The 15,082-nt window shown below is 68.4% G+C and carries 13 protein-coding genes; all 13 read right to left on the bottom strand.

Going from position 1 to position 15,082, the window contains the following annotated elements; genetic code table 11:
* Positions 1–4: 4 nt before the first annotated feature.
* The 13 genes from I6H87_RS09475 to coq7 all read right to left on the bottom strand — a co-directional run bounded on the left by I6H87_RS09475 (position 5) and on the right by coq7 (position 15,062).
* Complete coding sequence (locus tag I6H87_RS09475) at positions 5–988, bottom strand: D-alanine--D-alanine ligase (RefSeq protein WP_011616088.1); 984 nt, start codon at positions 986–988, stop codon at positions 5–7.
* A complete protein-coding gene (gene murC / locus I6H87_RS09470; RefSeq protein WP_010814768.1) occupies positions 985–2,418 on the bottom strand; it encodes a UDP-N-acetylmuramate--L-alanine ligase in 1,434 nt (477 codons plus the stop codon). Before murC ends, I6H87_RS09475 begins: the two co-directional genes overlap by 4 nt.
* A 22-nt stretch (positions 2,419–2,440) precedes the next feature.
* Complete coding sequence (gene murG / locus I6H87_RS09465) at positions 2,441–3,511, bottom strand: undecaprenyldiphospho-muramoylpentapeptide beta-N-acetylglucosaminyltransferase (protein ID WP_010814769.1); 1,071 nt, start codon at positions 3,509–3,511, stop codon at positions 2,441–2,443.
* Positions 3,508–4,749 carry a putative lipid II flippase FtsW gene (gene ftsW, locus I6H87_RS09460; protein WP_010814770.1) on the bottom strand — a complete coding sequence of 414 codons (1,242 nt, stop codon included), beginning with the start codon at positions 4,747–4,749 and terminating at the stop codon, positions 3,508–3,510. The genes murG and ftsW overlap by 4 nt, the downstream gene beginning before the upstream one ends.
* Positions 4,746–6,257 carry a UDP-N-acetylmuramoyl-L-alanine--D-glutamate ligase gene (murD, locus tag I6H87_RS09455; protein ID WP_011616089.1) on the bottom strand — a complete coding sequence of 504 codons (1,512 nt, stop codon included), beginning with the start codon at positions 6,255–6,257 and terminating at the stop codon, positions 4,746–4,748. The genes ftsW and murD overlap by 4 nt, the downstream gene beginning before the upstream one ends.
* 69 nt (positions 6,258–6,326) lie before the next feature.
* On the bottom strand, positions 6,327–7,496 hold the full coding sequence (gene mraY, locus I6H87_RS09450) for a phospho-N-acetylmuramoyl-pentapeptide-transferase (RefSeq protein WP_010814772.1): 1,170 nt from the start codon (positions 7,494–7,496) through the stop codon (positions 6,327–6,329).
* Between the two features lie 13 nt (positions 7,497–7,509).
* On the bottom strand, positions 7,510–8,910 hold the full coding sequence (locus I6H87_RS09445) for a UDP-N-acetylmuramoyl-tripeptide--D-alanyl-D-alanine ligase (RefSeq protein ID WP_011616090.1): 1,401 nt from the start codon (positions 8,908–8,910) through the stop codon (positions 7,510–7,512).
* A complete protein-coding gene (locus tag I6H87_RS09440) occupies positions 8,907–10,469 on the bottom strand; it encodes a UDP-N-acetylmuramoyl-L-alanyl-D-glutamate--2,6-diaminopimelate ligase (RefSeq protein ID WP_011616091.1) in 1,563 nt (520 codons plus the stop codon). The genes I6H87_RS09445 and I6H87_RS09440 overlap by 4 nt, the downstream gene beginning before the upstream one ends.
* Complete coding sequence (locus tag I6H87_RS09435; protein ID WP_010814775.1) at positions 10,466–12,271, bottom strand: peptidoglycan D,D-transpeptidase FtsI family protein; 1,806 nt, start codon at positions 12,269–12,271, stop codon at positions 10,466–10,468. The genes I6H87_RS09440 and I6H87_RS09435 overlap by 4 nt, the downstream gene beginning before the upstream one ends.
* The gene (gene ftsL / locus I6H87_RS09430; protein WP_011616092.1) at positions 12,268–12,585 is read right to left on the bottom strand and encodes a cell division protein FtsL; all 318 of its coding nucleotides are present in this window, start codon (positions 12,583–12,585) and stop codon (positions 12,268–12,270) included. The genes I6H87_RS09435 and ftsL overlap by 4 nt, the downstream gene beginning before the upstream one ends.
* Positions 12,582–13,583, bottom strand: a complete 1,002-nt coding sequence (rsmH, locus tag I6H87_RS09425; RefSeq protein ID WP_010814777.1) for a 16S rRNA (cytosine(1402)-N(4))-methyltransferase RsmH — start codon at positions 13,581–13,583, stop codon at positions 12,582–12,584. The genes ftsL and rsmH overlap by 4 nt, the downstream gene beginning before the upstream one ends.
* A 7-nt stretch (positions 13,584–13,590) precedes the next feature.
* Positions 13,591–14,019, bottom strand: a complete 429-nt coding sequence (gene mraZ / locus I6H87_RS09420; protein ID WP_010814778.1) for a division/cell wall cluster transcriptional repressor MraZ — start codon at positions 14,017–14,019, stop codon at positions 13,591–13,593.
* Between the two features lie 419 nt (positions 14,020–14,438).
* Entirely contained in the window at positions 14,439–15,062 is a 624-nt protein-coding gene (gene coq7, locus I6H87_RS09415) for a 2-polyprenyl-3-methyl-6-methoxy-1,4-benzoquinone monooxygenase (RefSeq protein WP_010814779.1), read from the bottom strand.
* Positions 15,063–15,082 lie beyond the last annotated feature (20 nt).

Here is a 15,082-nt window from a genome sequence, read left to right as displayed (position 1 = left end):
TGCGTTATTCGGGTTTCCAATGCTCGTTGGGATGCAGGTCCAGCGTGGCCGCGGCCACCACCTGCATCACGAAGTCCTCGTAGCTGATGCCAACCGCGCGCGCCGCCATCGGCACCAGCGAATGGCCGGTCATGCCGGGCGAGGTATTCATCTCGAGCAGGAAAGGCTTGCCGTCGGCGCGCAGCATCAGGTCGGCACGCGCCCAGCCGCGGCAGCCCAGCACGCGGTAGGACTGCACCGCCAGCGCCCGGACCTCGCGTTCGACTTCGGGATCCAGGCCCGACGGGCACAAGTACTGGGTATCGTCAGTAAAGTACTTATTTTGATAGTCGTAGTTGGCTTCGGGTGCAACGATGCGGATCACCGGCAGCGCTTCGGCGCTGTCGCCCTCGCCCACGATCGGGCAGGTCAGTTCGGCGCCGTCGATAAAGGTCTCGGCAATGACGTCGTTGTCCAGCGCCGCGGCCTTCTCGAACGCCGCGCGCATCTGGTCGGCGGCAGTGACCTTGGTCAGGCCGATCGACGAGCCCTCGCGCGCCGGCTTGACGATCAGCGGCAGGCCCAGGTCGGCCGCCACGGCATCAAAATCAGTGTCCGCATGCAGCATGGCAAAGCGCGGCGTGGCCAGGCCATAGGTCATCCACAAGCGCTTGGTGGCCTGCTTGTCCATGGCCATGGCTGATGCCAGCACGCCGCTGCCGGTGTACGGCACGCCCAGCTGCTCGAGCAGGCCCTGGATGGTGCCATCCTCGCCATAGCGGCCATGCAGTGCGATAAAGACGCGGTCAAAGCCGGCAGCGGCCAGCTCGGCCACGCTCTGCAGGCCCGGGTCGAAGCCGTGCGCGTCCACGCCGCGCGACTGCAGCGCGGCCAGCACGCCGTTGCCAGACATCAGCGAGATCTCGCGTTCGGCCGAGCGTCCGCCCAGCAGCACGCCGACCTTGCCCAGCGACTTGGGATCGATATTGGGATGGGCCACGAAGCTCATGCCTGGCCTCCCTGCGTTGATTGCGTCGATTGCTGGTGCGACACCAGCTGCCCCGGCACGGCCCCGATCGAGCCCGCGCCCATCGTCACGACCACATCGCCCGGCCGGACGGCATCCAGGATGGCCTGCGGCATTTCTTCCATCTGCTCCACGAAAACAGGTTCGACCTTGCCGGCCACGCGCAGCGCGCGGGTCAGCGCACGGCCGTCGGCGGCCACGATCGGGGCTTCGCCGGCGGCGTAGACCTCGGACAGCAGCAGCGCATCGACGGTGCCCAGCACTTTGACGAAGTCCTCAAAGCAATCCCGCGTACGGGTAAAGCGGTGCGGCTGGAACGCCAGCACCAGGCGGCGCCCCGGGAACGCGCCGCGCGCGGCGGCCAGCGTGGCCGCCATCTCGACCGGGTGGTGGCCGTAGTCGTCCACCAGGGTGAAGGTGCCGGCGCCGTCGGGCGTGGCCACCTCGCCGTAGCGCTGGAAGCGCCGGCCCACGCCATGGAACTCGCGCAGTGCCTTGACGATGGCGGCATCGGGCACCTCCAGCTCGGTGGCAATGGCGATCGCCGCGAGCGCGTTCTGCACGTTGTGCAGGCCGGGCAGGTTCAGCACGATCTCGAGCGGCGGCTCGGTATGGCCGTTGAGCTGGCGCTGCACGGTGAAGTGCATCTGGCCGTCGACCGCGCGCGCGTCCACGGCGCGGATCTGGGCATCCTCGGCAAAGCCGTAGCGCACCACCGGCTTGGACACGAACGGCAGGATCTCGCGCACGTTGGGGTCGTCGACGCACAGCACCGCGATGCCGTAGAACGGCAGCCGCTGGGTGAATTCGATGAACGCCTGCTTGAGCCGGGCAAAGTCATGCCCGTAGGTGTCCATGTGGTCGGCATCGATATTGGTGATGACCTCGATGACCGGGAACAGGTTCAGGAACGATGCGTCCGACTCGTCGGCCTCGGCCACGATGAAGTCGCCCGTGCCCAGGCGCGCGTTGGCGCCGGCCGAGTTCAGGCGGCCGCCGATCACGAAGGTCGGGTCCAGCCCGCCTTCGGCCAGCACCGACGCCACCAGGCTGGTGGTGGTGGTCTTGCCGTGCGTGCCGGCGATGGCCACGCCCTGCTTCAGGCGCATCAGTTCGGCCAGCATCACTGCGCGCGGCACCACCGGGATGCGCTTGCTACGGGCGGCCAGCACTTCGGGGTTGTCGCCGCTGACGGCGGTCGACACCACCACCGCGTTGGCGCCGGTCACGTTGGCCGCGTCATGCCCGTGCATGACCGTGGCGCCGAGCGATGCCAGGCGCCGCGTGGCGGCATTGTTGCCCACGTCCGAGCCCGAGACCTTGTATCCCAGGTTCAGCAGGACCTCGGCGATGCCGCTCATGCCGGCGCCGCCGATGCCCACGAAGTGGATGTTCTTGACGATATGCTTCATTCGATTGCTGCTTATATAGGCTTCAGTCCCTGGCCAGCTGACTGCAGATCTCGGCGACGCGCCGGGTTGCCTCAGGTTTGGCCAGTCCGCGCGCCAGGCGCGCCATGTCTTTCAGCTGCGGCCGGGTCAGGCTGGCGATGGTTTGCGCCAGCCCCTCGGCCGTCAGGTCTTTCTGCTGCACCAGCAGGGCCGCGCCCTGCTTCGACAAAAATTCCGCGTTGGTGGTCTGGTGGTCGTCCACCGCATGCGGGAACGGCACGAACATCGCCGCCACACCCGCGGCAGCCACTTCCGACACCGTCATCGCGCCAGCGCGGCAGATCACCAGGTCCGCATCGGCGTAAGCGCGCGCCATGTCGTCGATGAACGGCAGGGTCTGCGCGGGCACCTGCGCGGCCGCGTAGTTGGCGCGCAGCGTGTCGATCTGCTTCGCGCCCGCCTGATGCGTGACCACCGGGCGCTCGCCCCCGGGCAGCAGCGCGATGGCCTTGGGCACCACCTCGTTCAACGCCGCGGCGCCCAGGCTGCCGCCCACCACCAGGATCCGCAGCGGGCCGCTGCGCTGGTCATAGCGCGCTTCGGGCGCGTCCAGGTGCGCCAGTTCCTCGCGTACCGGGTTGCCGGTCCATTCGCCGCCGGGCAGCGTGTCCGGGAACGCGCACAGCACGCGGTCGGCCACCTTGGCCAGCACCTTGTTGGCCAGTCCGGCAATCGAGTTCTGCTCGTGCAGCACCAGCGGGCGCCCCAGCAGCGACGCCATCATGCCGGCCGGGAAGGTGATATAGCCGCCCATGCCCAGCACCACGCTCGGGCGCACCCGGCGCAGCGCGGCTATGCTCTGCCAGAACGCACGCAGCAGGTTCAGCGGCAGCAGGAACTTGGTCACCAGGCCTTTGCCGCGCAGCCCGCCGAACTGGATGAACTCCATCGGGATGTCGTGCTTGGGCACCAGCGTGGCTTCCATGCCGGTGCGGTTGCCCAGCCAGACCACTTTCCAGCCCTGCTCGCGCAGCGCGTGCGCGACCGCCAGCCCCGGGAACACATGCCCCCCGGTGCCGCCGGCCATCACGAGCAAGGTGCGCGGTCCGGTCATACCTTCCCTCCGCGCATCAATACTCGATTTTCATAATCAATGCGCAGCAGGATCGCCAGCGCCACGCAGTTCATCAAGATCCCCGAGCCGCCATAGCTCACCAGCGGCAGCGTCAGCCCCTTGGTCGGCAGCAGGCCCAGATTCACGCCCATATTGATAAAGGTCTGCCAGCCGATCCACACGCCGATGCCCTTGGCCACCAGGCCGGCAAAGGTGCGGTCCAGCTGCAGCGCGGTGCGGCCGATATTGAAGGCGCGCCGCACCAGCCAGTAGAACAGCACGATCACCACCAGCACGCCGACAAAGCCGAATTCCTCGCCGATCACCGCGAGGATGAAGTCGGTATGGGCCTCGGGCAGGTAGTGCAGCTTCTCGATGCTGCCGCCCAGCCCCACCCCGGTCCACTCGCCGCGGCCGAAAGCGATCAGCGAGTGCGTGAGCTGGTAGGCCTTGCCCAGCGCGTTGCTCTCTTCCCACGGGTTCAGGTAGGCGAAGATCCGCTCGCGCCGCCAGGGCGAAGCCGTGATCAGCAGCGCGAACGCGCCGATTGCCACGCCCACCAGCCCGGCAAACAGCTTGCCGTTGATGCCGCCCAGGAACAGGATGCCCATCGCCACCGCGGCGATTACCAGGAACGCGCCCATGTCGGGCTCGAGCAGCAGCAGCATGCCCACCACCACCACCGCCACGCCCATCGGCAAAAAGCCCTTGGACACGGTCTGCATCCACTCCTGCTTGCGCACGGTGTAGTTGGCCGCGTACAGCACCACCGCCAGCTTCATCAGCTCGGACGGCTGGAAGTTCATCACGCCCAGCGGAATCCAGCGCCGCGCGCCGTTCACGCCCTTGCCGACGAACGGCACCAGCACGATCACCAGCAGGATCAGCGCGAAGATAAAGAGCTTGGGCGCGTAGCGGTCCCACACCTTGACCGGGACCTGGAACGACGCCAGCCCGACCGACAGCCCGATCCCCAGCGCGAACGCATGGCGCATCAGGAAGTGGCTCTCGCGATAGTTGGCGTAGCGCGGCGAGTCCGGCAGCGCGATCGAGGCCGAATAGACCATCACCAGGCCGAGCGCGAGCAGCACGATCGACACCCACAGCATGGGCTGGTCGTACTCCATCATGCGCGAGCGGGTCGGCTTGACGCCCGACACGGCGTCGCGCAGGCCACCCCAGGCATTGCCGATGGTGGCGCCGATAAAGCCGCTGCGCTTGACCTGTGCTTCGCTCATGGCAGGATCCCCCGGGACAGCGCCAGTTCTTCCACGGCGCCGCGGAACACCTCGGCGCGATGCACGTAGTTGCGGAACATGTCGAGGCTGGCGCATGCCGGCGACAGCAGCACCACATCGCCGCTCTCGGCCAGTCCGGCAGCCTTGGTCACGGCCTCTTCCAGCGTGCCGGCGTCGACCAGGCTGGCACCGCTGCCCTGCAATGCATCGCGCAGTTCACCCGCGGCACGGCCGATCAGCACCACCGCGCGCGCGTACTGCGCCACCGGCGCGGCCAGCGGCGAGAAATCCTGGCCCTTGCCTTCGCCGCCGGCGATCAGCACCACGCGCTTGTCCAGCCCAGACAGCGCGGCCACGGTTGCGCCCACGTTGGTGCCCTTGCTGTCGTCGAAATACTCGACATCGTCGATGGTCGCAACCCACTCCACGCGGTGCGGCTCGCCGCGGTATTCGCGCAGGCCGTGCAGCAGTGCGTTCATCGGCAGGTCGATGGCGCGGCACAGCGCCAGCGCGGCCATCGCGTTGGTGGCGTTGTGCATGCCGCGGATATGCAGCGCGTCGGCCGGCATCAGGCGCTTGTGGCGCACCGGCACGGCTTCCCGGGCCACCTCGGCGGCCTTGCGGCGGCGCGGCTTGCCCTCCCCTTCCGCGTCCGGATCGGGTTCGGCCAGCACCAGCCAGGGCATGCCGCCCTCGCGCAGGATGCCGAAGCTGCCCGGCGTTTCCGGCAGGTCGGTGCCAAAGGTCAGCGGCGTGCTCCCGGGCCGCGCCATATCCATGGTCAGGCGGTCGTTGCGGTTGAGCACCTGCACGCACTCGCTGCCGGCCGGCCCGAAGATGCGCGCCTTGGACGCGGCATAGGCTTCCATCGAGCCATGCCAGTCCAGGTGGTCCTGGGTGACGTTGAGCACAGTCGCCGCGGCGGGCGCCAGCGTGTGCGTGGTTTCCAGCTGGAAGCTGGACAGCTCAAGCACCCACACCTCCGGCAGCGATGCCGAGGCGATGCAGGCCGACAGCTTGTCCAGCGCCGACGGGCTGATATTGCCCGCCACCGCCACGCTCTTGCCGGCGCGCTCCACCAGCCGGCCGGTCAGCGCGGTGGTGGTGGTCTTGCCGTTGGTGCCGGTGATCGCCAGGATCTTCGGCGCGTAGCCGGACTCGGCTTCCAGGTGGCGCAGCGCGCGCACGAACAGCTCGATCTCGCCCCACACGGGGATGCCGCGCGCCTGCGCCGCGGCCAGCAGCGCGCCAGTGGCGGCTTCCAGCGGCGACAGGCCCGGACTGATCGCCACCAGGCCGATGCCGTCGAGCAGGCTGTCGGCGAACGGGCCGCCGACGAATTCGGCCGAAGTCAGCTCGGCCTGCAGGAAGACAAGGTTGGCGGGCGCCTCGCGCGTGTCAGCCACGCGCACCGCGCAGCCGTTCAGGCCACACCAGCGCGCCATGGCCAGGCCCGACTCACCAAGGCCCAGTACCAGCACATGAGGTTTTTGCAGCTCGCCAAACACTTCGATTTCCTGCCTTTGTTTTCCTGTATCTATATAGAAAGCGCCGTCAGTCCCTGACCCGCGCAACCATTAACGCAACTTCAGCGTCGACAACCCGATCAGCACCAGCAGCATGGTGATGATCCAGAAGCGCACCGTGACCTGGGTTTCCTTCCAACCGCCCAGCTCGAAATGGTGGTGCAGCGGCGCCATCCGGAACAGCCGCCTGCCTTCGCCATAGCGGCGCTTGGTGATCTTGAACCACGTCACCTGCGCCATCACCGACAGTGTTTCCACCACGAAGATGCCGCCCATCACGAACAGCACGATCTCCTGGCGCACGATCACCGCCACCGTGCCGAGCGCGCCGCCCAGCGCCAGCGCGCCGACGTCGCCCATGAACACCTGCGCCGGGTGCGCATTGAACCAGAGGAAGGCCAGCCCCGCGCCGGCCAATGCCGAGCAGAAGATCAGCAGTTCGCCCGCGCCCGGGATATGCGGGAACAGCAGGTACTTGCTGTAGACCGAGTTGCCCATTACGTACGCAAACACGCCCAGCCCGCCGCCAACCAGCACCACCGGCATGATCACCAGGCCGTCCAGGCCGTCGGTCAGGTTGACGGCGTTGCTCGAGCCCACGATCACCAGGTAGGTCAGCACGATGAAGCCGGCCACGCCCAGCGGGTAGCTGATCTCCTTGAAGAAGGGCACGATCAGGTTGGACTTGTACGGCATGTCCAACGACAGCCCGCCCTCGACCCAGTTCAGGAACAGCTCCCACACCCGCACGTTGCTGCTTTCCGATACCGAAAACGCCAGGTAGACCGCGGCCACCAGGCCGATCAGCGTCTGCCAGAAAAATTTCTCGCGGCTCGACATGCCGCGCGGGTCGCGATACACCACCTTGCGGTAGTCGTCGACCCAGCCGATCGCGCCGTAGCCGAAGGTGACCAGCATCACCACCCAGATAAAACGGTTGCCCCAGTCGCACCACAGCAGCGTCGACACCGCGATCGAGACCAGCACCAGCACGCCGCCCATGGTCGGCGTGCCGGCCTTGACCAAGTGGGTCTGCGGGCCGATGGTGCGCACCGCCTGGCCGACCTTCAGCTCGGTCAGCTTGCGGATCACCCACGGACCGAACGCCAGCCCGATCAGAAGCGCGGTGAGGTTGGCCATCACCGCGCGGAAAGTCAGATAGTTGACGACCCGGAGGAAGCTGTAGTCGTTTTGCAGCCACTGGGCCAGAGCCAATAACATCGTGTTGTCTTATTTAATGTGCGGAAGTGTCTGCGACCAGCGCCGCGACCATCCGTTCCATGCGCATGAAGCGCGATCCCTTCACCAGCACGGCGCCCACTTGCTCCACCATGCCCCTGCTGTCTTCCTCCAGCGCCTTTGCCAGGGCTTCCGCGGTGCCGAAATGCCGGCCACCCGCGCCGAATGCCTGCACCGCATGCACGGCCAGTTCACCGGTCGCCCACAGCGTGCCAATGCCGCGTGCCTTGGCGTAGGCACCGATTTCTTGGTGGAATGCGGGGCCCTGGTCGCCCACTTCGCCCATGTCGCCCAGCACCAGCACACGCGGCGCGGCAAAGCCGGCCAGCACGTCGATGGCGGCGCGCATGGAGTCGGGGTTGGCGTTGTATGTGTCGTCGATGACTACCGTCCCACCCGGCGTGTACTTGACCTGCAGCCGGCCCTTGACCGCCTGGAACCCGGCCAGGCCCCGCTGGATCGCCGGCACGTGCACCCCCGCGGCCAGCGCGCAGGCGATGGCCGCCAGCGCGTTGCGCACGTTGTGCTCACCCAGCAGCGCCAGGCGCACGTCGAAGGCATGGCCAGGCGCGCGTACCTGCATCACCTGTGCGCCGTCGACCAGCGTCACGGTGGCGTGCACATCGGCGCGCTGCGAGGTGCCGAACGACAGCGCACGGCGCGCGCCCGCGGCATTGCGCCACACCGGCGCGTAGGCGCCGCCGCTTTCCGCGTCGAGCGGGTACACCGCCACGCCGTTGGCAGGCAGCGCCGCAATCGCGGCAGCGTGCTCGTGGGCGACGGCTTCCACGCTGACCATGAACTCCTGGTGCTCGCGCTGCGCGTTGGTGATCACCGCCACGGTGGGCTGGGCGATGCCGGCCAGGTAGACCGTCTCGCCCGGATGGTTCATGCCGAGCTCCAGCACCGCCAGCTTGTGCGTGGCGCGCAGGCGCAGCACCGTCAGCGGCAGGCCGATATCGTTGTTCAGGTTGCCGCCGGTGGCCAGGCGCTGCTCCTCGCCTACCGCCGCGGCGAAGATGGCCGCGATCATTTCCTTGACCGTGGTCTTGCCGTTGCTGCCGGTCACCGCCACCGCCGGCAGCGTGAACTGGCGGCGCCAGCCGGCGCCGAGCTCGCCCAGCGCAATGCGCGTGTCCGGCGCGACGATGGCCGGCACGCCGGCATCGACCTCGCGGCTGACCAGCACGGCGGCAGCGCCGCGCGCCACCACGTCGGCGATAAAGTCATGCGCGTCGAAGCGCTCGCCCTTGAGAGCGACGAACAGGTCGCCGGGCTCGACGCTGCGGCTGTCGCTATGCACGCGCGAAAACTCCACGGCGCCGTCGCCGCAAACGCGCGCGCCGGCGATCCAGCCGGCGGCTTGCTGCAAGTTGGTCATTGGGGTCTGGCTCATGCCGATACTCCACGGGTGGCAAGCGCCAGTCGTACATGTTCGCGATCGGAGAACGGGCGCTTGCGCCCCTGGATCTCCTGGGTGGCCTCATGGCCCTTGCCCGCCACCAGCACCACGTCGGCCGGTGCCGCGTGCCTGACGGCATAGAGGATGGCGGCGGCGCGGTCTTCGATCTGGCGCGCGCGCGCGCGCACGGCCATGCCGTCGGCAATGGCGTCCAGGATGTCCTGCGGGTCTTCGCTGCGCGGGTTGTCGCTGGTCAGGATGACCTCGTCGGCCTCGCGCTCGGCCACCGCGCCCATCAGCGGGCGCTTGATCGGGTCGCGGTCGCCACCGCAGCCGAACACGCACCACAGGCGGCCGTTGCGCGCCTGCGCCACCGGGCGCAGCGCGGCCAGCGTCTGCGCCAGCGCGTCCGGGGTATGGGCGTAGTCGACCACGGCCAGCGGCGCATCCGGGCCGCCGGCGGCACCGAACAACTCCATGCGCCCTTCGACCGGCGTCAGCGCGCGCAGCGCGGCGATGGCCGCGTCCCACGCCACGCCGTTGGCCAGCGCCGCACCCAGCACCGCCAGCAGGTTGCTGACGTTGAAGGCGCCGATCATCGGTGTGGCCATCTCGGCGCTGCCGAAGCTGCCGTCGATATGGAAGGCGGTGCCGGTGGGCGTGGCGCGCACGTTGGTGGCGCGCAGCCACTCGCCGCGCGGGCGGCGCACCGTGGCCGCGCCCGGGCCGTCGATGCCGTATTCGATCACGTGCGGCGCGCCGATGGCGGCGGCGTCCGCCGCCAGCAGGCGCTGGCCCATGGCGTCGTCGCGGTTGACCACCGCGGTGCGCAGGCCGTCCCAGCGGAACAGGCTCTCCTTGGCGGCCTCGTACTCGGCCATCGAGCCGTGGTAGTCGAGGTGGTCCTGGGTCAGGTTGGTCAGCACCGCCACAGAGAAATGCGTACCGGCCACGCGCTCCTGCTCCAGGCCGTGCGAGGACACCTCCATCGCCACCGCGCGCGCGCCGGCGTCGTGCAGGGACGCCAGGCTGGCCTGCAGCTGCACCGCGTCAGGCGTGGTGAAGCCGGTAGCCTGCAGCGCGCCCGGGAAGCCAGTGCCCAGCGTGCCGATGGTCGCGCAGGGCGTGCCGGCGGCCTGCAGCACCCGTGCCAGCCACTGGCTGCACGAGGTCTTGCCGTTGGTGCCGGTGATGCCGGTCACGGCCAGGCCGCGCACCGGGTTGCCATGCCAGCCGGCGGCGATCGGGCCGGCCAGCTGGTGCAGGTGGCTCACCGCGAGATGCGGCACGACGTCGCTGAAGGGCCAGTCGAAGCCGTCGGCCTCATAGACGATGGCCCCCGCGCCGGCGGCAATCGCCTGGGCGATATAGAGCCGGCCGTCGGTGGCCAGGCGCGCGTTGCCGAGCACGTAGGCGAAGAACACATCGCCACGCGCCAGGCGCCGGGTATCTCCGGTCAGCTGCGCGGCGGCGGCCACGTTGGTACGCAGCCAGGCCAGCGCATTGCTGGCCTGCGCGGTGACCTCGAGCGGGAGCAGTGGCTTGGCCGTCATTGGGTCGAACTCCACGGTTCGCTCTCCTGCACCTTGTCGCTGACCACCAGCTGGCGGATCGGCGAGTCGGGCTGCACATTCAGTGCGCGCAGCGTGCCGCCGGTGATGGCCGCGAACGCCGGGCCGGCCACCAGGCCGCCGTAGTGGCTGCCCGCGGTGGGTTCGTCCACGCTGACGGCCACGATGATGCGCGGATTCGACATCGGCGCCAGGCCGATGAACGAGGCGCGGTACTTGCTGCGGTTGTAGCCGCGGCCTTCATGCTTGTAGGCGGTGCCGGTCTTGCCGCCGACGCGGTAGCCCATCACCTGCGCCTCGGGCGCGGTGCCGCCGGGCGCGGTCACGGTTTCCATCATGGCGCGCACGTCGCGGGCCACCTGGGGCGACAGGATGCGCTCGCCGGTGGCGGGGCCGCTGGTGCGGAACATCGACACCGGGATCAGCTCGCCGTCATGCGCGAAGATGGTGTAGGCATGCGCCATCTGGAACAGCGACACCGACAGGCCGTAGCCGTATGACATGGTGGCCTGCTCGATCGGGCGCCAGCTCTTGAACGGGCGCACGCGGCCGGCCACGGCGCCGGGGAAGCCGATCTTGGGCGCCTGGCCCAGCCCGATGCTGGTGTACATGTCCCACATCTCCTGCGGCTTCATCATCATCGCGATCTTGGTCGTGCCGATGTTGCTCGACTTCTGGATCACGCCGCTCACCGTCAGCGCCCCGTAGTTGTGGGTATCGCTGATGGTGGCGCCTTCGAAGTTGTACTTGCCGGTAGTGGTGATTACCGTGGACGGCGTCACGCGCTTGAGCTGCAGCGCCAGGCCGACCGTGATCGGCTTCATCATCGAGCCGGGCTCGAAGGTGTCGGTCAGCACACGGTTGCGCAGCTGCTCGCCGGACAGCCGGGTACGGTCGTTGGGGTTGTAGGTGGGCCAGTTGGCCAGCGCCAGCACTTCGCCGGTCTGGGCGTCGAGCACCACCGCGCTGGCGGCCTTGGCCTTGTGCTTTTCGACCACGGCCTTGAGCTCGTTGTAGGCCAGGTACTGGATCTTGGCGTCGATCGACAGCTGGATGTCCTCGCCGTCGCGCGGGGTCTTCAGCACGCCGACGTCCTCGACCACGCGGCCCAGGCGGTCCTTGATCACCTGGCGCGCGCCGGCCCGGCCGGCCAGGCCGGGCTCGCGCGCCAGCTCCACGCCTTCCTGGCCACGGTCTTCCACGTTGGTGAAGCCGACGATGTGGGCCATCGCCTCGCCTTCCGGGTAGAAGCGCTTGTATTCGCGGGTCTGGTGGATGCCCTCGATCTTCAGCGCGGCGATCTTGTCGGCGACGTCAGGCAGCACCTGGCGCTTCAGGTAGACGAAGCCCTTGTCCTCGGACAGCTTCTTGCCAAGGTCTTTCTCGGACATGCCGAGCAACTTCGCCAGCTGGCGGATCTTGGCGGCCTCGACCTGGTTGGGCACGTCCTCGGGCACCGCCCAGACGGCCTTGACCGGCAGGCTGGTGGCCAGCACCAGGCCGTTGCGGTCCAGGATCTTGCCGCGCGTGGCCGGCAGCTCCAGCGTGCGCTGGAAGCGCTTCTTGCCCTCGGCCTCGTAGAACTGGTTGCCGGGGCCCTGGATCCAGGCCGCGCGCAGGGCCAGCGCGCCGAAGGCGGCGAACATCAGGAACACCACCAGCTTGGAGCGCCACATCGGCAGGCGCAGGCCCAGCACCGGGCTGGCCGAGAACTGCCCGCTGCGCGGGCGCGAGGCGGTGCCGTTGCGGTCACGGCGGGGCGGGTTGGGACGGGCCATGCTCATCGGCGCGCCTCCGCGGCACTGGCCGACGCCGCCTCGGCAGGCGGCGGCAGCACGATGCCGGACAGATACTGGGTCTTGCCGGGGTTGACCGGCGCCATCTTCAGCTGCGCGCGCGCCGCGTCGGCGATGCGCGCGCTCTTGCCCAGCGCGCTCTGCTGGTACTGCAGGCGCGACCAGTCGATATCGAGCTGCTTCTCTTCAGCCTGGGCCCGCTCCAGCGCGACGAACAGCGTGCGCGCCTGGTGCTGCGCGCTCACCAGCGACAGCGCGCACAGGATCAGCGCGGCCAGCAGGAAGAAGGTCAGGCGGTTCATGCGCGTGCGCCTCCGCCGGCAGTGGTCGCGGCAGGGGCCAGCTTCTCGGCCACGCGCATCACGGCCGAGCGCGCGCGCGGGTTGGCGGCCACCTCTTCAGGGCCCGGCTTGTAGCGGCCGAGCAGGCGCAGCGTCGGTTGCGGCAGGTCGGCCGCGCGCAGCGGCGCGCGCCGCAGCGCCGGGTCGGCATCCTGCTGGGGACGGGCGTGCGCCGCCATGAACCGCTTGACGATGCGGTCCTCCAGCGAGTGGAAGCTGATCACCACCAGGCGCCCTCCGACCTGCAGCAGTTCATACGCCGCCTTCAGCCCTCTTTCGAGGTCCTCAAGCTCTTGATTGACGTGAATCCGTAGAGCCTGAAAGGTGCGGGTCGCAGGGTCCTGACCCTTCTCGCGTGTTTTGACGGCTTTCGCCACGAGCGCGGCAAGGTCGGCAGTAGTGGCGATGGGTCCGCCATCGCCGGGTTCGCTCCGGCGAGCAACAATCGCCTTTGCAATCTGTACAGCAAACCGTTCTTCCCCATAGTCTCGTATCACCCTGGCAATGTCCTGCTCATCCGCCTGCGCCAGCCACTGCGCGGCAGTGATGCCGCGCGTGGTGTCCATGCGCATGTCCAGCGGGCCCTCGAAACGAAAGGAAAACCCCCTCGCCGCCTCGTCGATCTGGGGCGAGCTGATCCCCAGGTCGAGCAGCACGCCGGCGACGTGGCCGCGCCCCGACAGGCGCTCGGCCATGGCCGCAAAGCTCGCGTGCTCAATGGAGAAGCGGGCATCCTTGATGGTGCCCGCTTCTGCGATTGCTGCTGGGTCCTTGTCGAACGCAACCAGGGCCCCGTCTGGCCCCAGCCGGGCCAGCACCGCCCGGCTGTGCCCTCCCCTGCCGAAGGTGCCGTCGACGTAGACCCCGTCGGGCCGCCAGACCAAGGCGTCGACGGCCTCGTCCAGCAGCACGGTGCGATGGCGCAGGGCGGGGGTTGCCGGCGTTCCGGTTGGACTCATGACCTCGTCAGAAAGAGAAATTCTTCAATGCTTCGGGCATGCCCTGCGCCATCGCCTGCTGTTCCTTGGCGGCGTAGGTCGCGGCATCCCACACTTCGAAATGGCTGCCCATGCCGAGCAGCATGACTTCTTTGTCGAGCATGGCGGCACTGCGCAACTCCGGGGCGATCAGCACCCGGCCCGCGCCGTCCATTTCCACGTCGGCGGCGTTGCCCAGGAAGATGCGCTTCCACCAGTGCGCATCCATCGGCAGCGCTGCAATGCGCGTGCGGAAGGTTTCCCACTCGGGCCGGGGAAACAGCAACAGGCAGCCATCCGGGTGCTTGGTCAGCGTCACCCGGCCCTCGGCCTGCTGTTGCAGCGCCTCGCGGTGCCGGGACGGAATGGACATCCGTCCCTTGGCATCCAGCGAGAGTGCCGATGCTCCCTGAAACAAGCTTGCTCCCGGTCCATGCCGGCCGGTTGTCGGCCAGCATGCGCGTGAATCCCTTCTGTTCCGACTATGGCGACATCATCCCACGGTCGGGGCCCAATTTCACACAAAAATACACTTCCTCACACTATTTCCCACTTTAGAGGAAGCGATATGGCGGGTCAAGGCTGGTTGCAGGGCAGCAAACGAGTTTTTTTGAATAAGAACAATGACTTAGCGCGCACACCTCACGCACCGAAAAAGTGAATCCTTAATGAAATGAAGATCTTAGGGAGGAAAGCCGAGAAACCACCTGAGAACCACTTGCGGAGGAACTGCCGGCGGCACGGGAAAGACCTGCCCCGTCGCGCGAAGAAAGGATACAACAATTGCCCGCCAGCCCCGCCGGAATCAGGGCCGGCGGGGGGGCAGGCAGGGCCGGCTCAGATCCGGTAGGCGGCGGTGGTCATCACGCGCGAGGCGCCGCGCATCAGCGCCCGCACCGGGGCAGGTAACGGGATCCCGCCGGCATCGCGCGCGGCGTTGCCGTGGCGGATCTCGTCGTCGCGCATCTGCTCGAGGATGGCGCGCGAGCGGCCGTCGGCCTCGGGCAGGCGGTCCAGGTGCCCGCCCAGGTGGTGCTCGACCTGGCGCTCGGTCTCGGCGACGAAGCCCAGGCTGACGCGGTCGCCGGCGCGGCCGGCCATCCAGCCGATGGCGAAGGCGCCGGCGTACCACAGCGGGTTGAGCAGGCTCGGGCGCGAGCCCAGCTCGCGCAGGCGCTCGGCGCACCAGGCCAGGTGGTCTTCCTCTTCGCGCGCGGCGGCATCCATCTGCGCGCGCACCGCGCCGTCGCGCGCGGTGAGCTTCTGGGCCTGGTACAGGGCCTGCGCGCAGACCTCGCCGACATGGTTGATGCGCATCAGCCCGGCCACGTGGCGGCGTTCATCGGCGCTCATCTGTTCGGTGTCCGGCGCCAGCCGGTCAGCCGGGTTGGCGCGCGCGGTGCGCGTGGCGCCGGCAATGGCGCGCAATGCCACGTCGAATTCTTTGATCAGGGTGTCCATGTCGCAGAGGCAGTTGGTCT

The organism is Cupriavidus necator (genome assembly GCF_016127575.1).
GTDB classification, from domain to species: domain Bacteria; phylum Pseudomonadota; class Gammaproteobacteria; order Burkholderiales; family Burkholderiaceae; genus Cupriavidus; species Cupriavidus necator_D.
The sequence above is the reverse complement of the archived record's forward strand: the minus strand, read 5'-3'. Positions and strand labels throughout refer to the sequence as shown.

Bases quoted from the DNA above. Each gene is read 5' to 3' on its own strand.
- I6H87_RS09475 (WP_011616088.1), bottom strand. From the start codon at position 988: ATGAGCTTCGTGGCCCATCCCAATATCGATCCCAAGTCGCTGGGCAAG.
- murC (WP_010814768.1), bottom strand. From the start codon at position 2,418: ATGAAGCATATCGTCAAGAACATCCACTTCGTGGGCATCGGCGGCGCC.
- murG (WP_010814769.1), bottom strand. From the start codon at position 3,511: ATGACCGGACCGCGCACCTTGCTCGTGATGGCCGGCGGCACCGGGGGG.
- ftsW (WP_010814770.1), bottom strand. From the start codon at position 4,749: ATGAGCGAAGCACAGGTCAAGCGCAGCGGCTTTATCGGCGCCACCATC.
- mraY (WP_010814772.1), bottom strand. From the start codon at position 7,496: ATGTTATTGGCTCTGGCCCAGTGGCTGCAAAACGACTACAGCTTCCTC.
- I6H87_RS09445 (WP_011616090.1), bottom strand. From the start codon at position 8,910: ATGAGCCAGACCCCAATGACCAACTTGCAGCAAGCCGCCGGCTGGATC.
- I6H87_RS09440 (WP_011616091.1), bottom strand. From the start codon at position 10,469: ATGACGGCCAAGCCACTGCTCCCGCTCGAGGTCACCGCGCAGGCCAGC.
- I6H87_RS09435 (WP_010814775.1), bottom strand. From the start codon at position 12,271: ATGAGCATGGCCCGTCCCAACCCGCCCCGCCGTGACCGCAACGGCACC.
- ftsL (WP_011616092.1), bottom strand. From the start codon at position 12,585: ATGAACCGCCTGACCTTCTTCCTGCTGGCCGCGCTGATCCTGTGCGCG.
- rsmH (WP_010814777.1), bottom strand. From the start codon at position 13,583: ATGAGTCCAACCGGAACGCCGGCAACCCCCGCCCTGCGCCATCGCACC.
- coq7 (WP_010814779.1), bottom strand. From the start codon at position 15,062: ATGGACACCCTGATCAAAGAATTCGACGTGGCATTGCGCGCCATTGCC.